At 54.3% G+C, this 422-nt stretch carries 1 protein-coding gene; it reads left to right on the forward strand.

Translation table 11 applies throughout. The features are described 5' to 3' along the window. Nucleotides 1-28 precede the first annotated feature (28 nt). A partial coding sequence (locus tag BK660_RS29980; protein ID WP_473087016.1) for a L,D-transpeptidase scaffold domain-containing protein occupies nucleotides 29-422 on the forward strand: 394 nt, incomplete at its 3' end.

Consider the following 422-nt stretch of genomic DNA (forward strand, 5'->3'; position numbering starts at 1 on the left):
AGTGAATGCGGGAGATTAAGGATTATCCATGGTGCAATTACCAAGGTTATTCGTCATAAGCCGCGTATTTTTTATGGGCTTTCTGATCAGCGGTGCAGCGGTCGCCGAAACTTCGCCGATTGAGTCGGTAACTGCGCCGAGCGCCGTGATGGATGCCGCAGCGGACGACAACGTCGCTCAAACGATTCAGGCGACGCTTGCGCCATTGAAAACCGCATTCCCTCCCTTGCTCACTTCAAAGCGCTATCGGCGGGTGGATGTCAATCGTCTGGTCATGGATTTTTATACCCATCGCGCCTATCGCGCGGCGTGGACCAACGACAGCGATGTCGCACAGTTGATCAAAAGCCTGAACAACCTCCAGGCGGACGGATTGAGCCCGGCGGATTTCCGTGTGGATGAAATTGTCCGGACTCAACCTT

It is taken from the genome of Pseudomonas brassicacearum, assembly GCF_003732265.1.
Lineage (GTDB): Bacteria > Pseudomonadota > Gammaproteobacteria > Pseudomonadales > Pseudomonadaceae > Aquipseudomonas > Aquipseudomonas brassicacearum_D.